The organism is Methylobacterium sp. WL116 (genome assembly GCF_008039455.1).
Classification (GTDB): domain Bacteria; phylum Pseudomonadota; class Alphaproteobacteria; order Rhizobiales; family Beijerinckiaceae; genus Methylobacterium.
Window position 1 is genome coordinate 1 of record NZ_VRUV01000383.1, and the last position, 4398, is coordinate 4398.

The following is a 4398-nucleotide window of genomic DNA, read 5'->3' on the forward strand; positions in this document are numbered from 1 at the left end:
ACGGCGCGCCAGCGCGCCGCCGGGCGCGCGGGCGGCACGAAGCCGGACCTCGTCGCGATCGGGCGAGCGCTCCGGTGGAACCGGGCGGAGCATGCGCTGCTCGTCGCGCTGGCCGATCTCGGCGGGCTCTGGGACCTCCCGACGGTGACGAAGGCCCTGTCGGACTTCGCCGACGCGTCCGTCGGCGCCGCGGCCGACGCGCTCCTGCTCCAGGCGGCCGGGGCGGGGAAGCTGCATCCGCCCGACCCGGGCGACCCGCAGGCGGGTTCGGGACTCGTCGTCCTCGGCCTGGGCAAGCTCGGCGGGGGCGAGCTCAACTATTCCAGCGACATCGACCTGATCGTGTTCTTCGACGCCGCCCGCGCGCCGCTCGCCGACGGCGTCGAGGCGAAGCCCTTCTTCGCCAAGGTCGCGCAGGGCATCGCCAAGCTGTTGGAGGAGCGTACCGCCGAGGGCTACGTCCACCGGGTCGATTACCGGCTGCGGCCCGATCCCGGCTCGACCGCGGTGGCGCTCTCCACCGATTTCGCCTTCGACTACTATCAGTCGCTCGGCCAGAACTGGGAACGGGCCGCCTTCATCAAGGCTCGGCCGATCGCCGGCGATCGCGAGGCCGGCGCGCGCTTCCTGGCCGAGCTGAGGCCGTTCATCTGGCGCAAATACTTCGACTTCGCCGCCATCGCCGACATCCACGCGATGAAGCGCCAGATCCACGTGGTGCGCGGGCACGAGGCCCTCGCCGTCGGCGGCCACGACATCAAGCTCGGCCGCGGCGGCATTCGCGAGATCGAGTTCTTCGTCCAGACGCAGCAGCTGGTCTTCGGCGGGCGGCGCCCGGAGCTGCGCGGCAGCCGGACGGTGCCGATGCTGGGCCGCCTCACCGACGCCGGCTGGATCACCGAAGCCGCACGGGACGAATTGCACGCGGCCTACGCGTTCCTGCGCACAATCGAGCATCGCCTGCAGATGCGTCGCGACGAGCAGACGCAGCGCCTGCCGCTCGAGCCGGACGATCTCACCGCCTTCGCACGCTTCTGCGGCTTCGCCACGCGTGCGGCGTTCGAGGCGGCGCTCCTGCACCATGCCGGCCGTGTCCAGGCCCATTACGTGCTGCTGTTCGAGACCGCGCCGAGCCTCTCGGCCGAGGTCGGCGACCTCGTCTTCAGCGGCAGCGAGGACGATCCCGCGACGCTGGCCACGCTTTCGGCGCTCGGCTTCGCCGAGCCGGCGCGCACGATCGAGACCGTGCGCGGCTGGCATTTCGGCCGGCGCCCTGCGGTGCGCACCGCGCGCGCGCGCGCCGTCCTGACCGAGCTGCTGCCGAGCCTGCTCCAGGCGCTCGGCGGCACGGCGGAGCCGGACGCGGCGCTGAACACCCTCGACCACGCCTTCGGCCGGATGCCGGACGCGGCCGAGCTGCTGACGATCCTGCTCGCGCACGAACGCCTGCGCCTGCTGTTCGCCGACATCCTCGGCACCGCGCCGCGCCTCGCGGCGACCGTCGGGAGCGGCCCGCACGTGCTCGACGCGGTGCTCGATCCCGACTTCGTCCTGCCGACCACCGATGCGGGGGCGATCGCCGCGCAGTACCGGGCGCTGGTCGGCAGCCCGGGGGACCACGAGACCTTCCTCGACCGCAGCCGCGACGCGGCCCGGCAGCTGCGCTTCGTCACCGGAGCGCGGCTGCTCTCGGGCATCCTGTCGGCGGCCCAGGCCGGCGAGGCCTATTCCGGGATCGCCGAAGCCGCGGTCGCCGCCAGCCTCGCGGCGGTCGAGCGCGGGTTCGCGGCGGAATACGGCGCCGTGCCGAAGGGGCGCTGCGCGATCCTCGCCGTCGGCCGCCTCGGCTCGCGCCAGCTCACGGCGGATTCCGACCTCGACCTCATCGTCGTCTACGATTTCGACCCCGAGGACCGCACCACCACGGGCCCGAAGGCGATCGACGCGGTGGTGGCCTACAATCGCCTCGCCCAGCGGCTCTACGCGGCGCTGACCGTCCAGACCCGGCGCGGCGGCCTCTACGCCGTCGACCTGCGCCTGCGGCCGGGCGGCGAGCACAGCCCGACCGCGGTGCAGGTGCGGGGCTTCGTCGCCTATCACCAGGACGAAGCCGAGATCTGGGAGCACATGGTGCTGACCCGGGCGCGCGTGATCGCGGGCGATGCCGGCCTCGGCGGCGAGATCGCGAAGCGCATCCGCGAGACCGTGGCGCGGCCGCGCGACGCGACCGCGGTGTGCGCGGCGGTGCGCGACATGCGCGGGCTGGTCGCCCGCGAGAAGGGCCATCGCGGGCCGCTCGACCTGAAGCTGGCGCCGGGCGCCCTGCTCGATCTCGAGTTCCTGGCCCAGGCCCTCGTGCTCGGCCACGCGCAGGCCGATCCCGATCTGGTCGGCGCCACCGCCGACGCGGTGCTGGAGCGGGCCGGCGCCCGCGGGATCCTGCCCATCGACACCGCAACCCGGCTCGCCGACGCCTATCGGCTGTTCGACACGGTGCATCATTGGCAGCGGCTGGTCGGCGCGGACGGGTCGGCGCCGTCGCGCGGCGCGCTGGCCCGCATGGCCACGGCGATGGGCGTCCCAAGTGCCGAGACCCTGGTCGCGCAGATTCAGGCCGAGCGGCGCGCGACGCGTAAGATCCTTCTCGCTCTTCGACGCCCGAAGCACTGACGTCGCCGCATCGTTCGACGCCGAACGACTTTGCCGAGCTTCAAGGCGGGTATCGTAGGTTGTGGAAATCTGCCACAACCTTGACCGCTCGGCATCACCACTGATGTCGCGCGGTCGGAGACCATCGTGAACGACGCACCGCGCCCCACCGACCTGAGGACCCTCGCCACAGCGGCACCCGGGGCGGGGCAGCGCCGGTTCGCCGGCCTCGCCTGCGCGGCCTTCACCGCGCTGTCCTTCGCGCTGCTCCCCGTCGCAGGCCGCCCGATGGTCCCGATGCCGGGCTTCGTGGCGAGCTATCAGTCCGCGCTCGTTGTCGTCTACGCGGTGACCACCGTGCTGTTCTTCGCGCAGTACGGCCGCACCCGCTCGGTGCCGCTGCTGGTGCTCTCGGCAGGCAGCCTCTACGTGACGCTGATCGTCGCGGTTCAGCTTCTCAGCTTTCCGAACGTGTTCGGTGCCGACCGCATCCTCGGCTCGAGCCCGGCGACGACGACGTGGCTCTGGACCCTGTGGCATCTCGGGCCGCCGCTGTTCGCGCTCCCCTACGCGATCATGGAGGGCGACGGCCGTACGAGGCTGATCGAACCCGACCGATCCGCGCGTGCCGGGATCGCCACGGCGATCGGCGTCGCGGCGGCGGTAGCCGGCCTGAGCTACCTCGTGGTCGCCCATGTCGATCGGCTGCCGACGACGGTCGTCGGCGACGACTACTGGGCGCTGACCACCTCCGGCATCGGGCCGGCGGTCGTCGCGCTCACCCTGGCCTCGCTGGCGATCCTCTGCTGGACGACGCGCCTGCGCAGCCTGCTCCAGCTCTGGCTCGCGGTCTCGCTGTTCCTGCTGCTCCTCGACAACCTCGTGACGCAGACGGGCGCGGCGCGCGGCACCGTCGGTTGGTTCGCCGGGCGGATCGAGGCGCTGATATCGGGCGTCGTCGTCCTGTGTGCCTACCTGCGCAAGGTCGATCTGCTCTACGGCCATGCCGAGCGCATCGCCGAGGCGCGCGAGCGCCAGCGCGCCGACCTCCAGGGCGCACGCGACCACCTCGCCATCGCGCTGGACGCCGCCGACATGGGCGACTGGGAGTTCGACCTCGCCGCCGGCGCCTCCCGCCGGAGCCTGCGCCATGATGCGATCTTCGGATACGACGCCCTGCAGCCGCGCTGGGACGTCGCGACGACCCTCGCCCACGTCGTCCGCGAGGATCGCGACGTCGCGGAGGCGGCCTTCGCCGCCGTCGCCGTCGATGCCGGGCTCGTCGGGCGTGCCGAGGAGATCCTGGAAGGTTTTCGCGGGATCGACCGCTTCGACAAGAACGGGGTCGACCTGCCCCGCATCCAGGGCGAGGCGGACCAGTTCGACGCCGAGCTCGCCCGGCTCGCCGTGCGGGTCGGCCTACCCGACGTGGAGGCGCTGACGCGGCGCCAGCCCTCGGACGCCGTCCGCGCCCGGGTCGAAACCCTGATCCGCGATGGGCAGGAGGACGCCGCCGCCATCGCCCGGCTGGAGCGCGACCTCGCCGCGGCGCGTACCGAGCACGAGGGCCTGCTGCGCGACGTGGCCGAAGGCGGCACGCCGGTCGATCCGACCCCCTTCCGCGAGACGTTACGCCCGCTGGCGGCGATCCGCGGCGTGATCGCCGAGCGCGACGCCCTCGATGCCACGGTGCGGCGGGCCGAGCAGGTGCTGCGCGGGCAGGCGGCCCGTCTGTCGCCACCGGTGGCC

Annotated in this window: 2 protein-coding genes; both read left to right on the forward strand. The window is 73.0% G+C overall.

The annotated features are described in order from the left end of the window. A partial coding sequence (locus FV223_RS20970) for a bifunctional [glutamine synthetase] adenylyltransferase/[glutamine synthetase]-adenylyl-L-tyrosine phosphorylase (RefSeq protein WP_147728818.1) occupies window positions 1-2670 on the forward strand: 2670 nt, incomplete at its 5' end. A 126-nt stretch (window positions 2671-2796) separates the two neighbouring features. Further along, window positions 2797-4398, forward strand: a 1602-nt coding sequence (locus tag FV223_RS20975) for an MASE4 domain-containing protein (RefSeq protein ID WP_187276194.1), incomplete at its 3' end; no start/stop codon positions are given.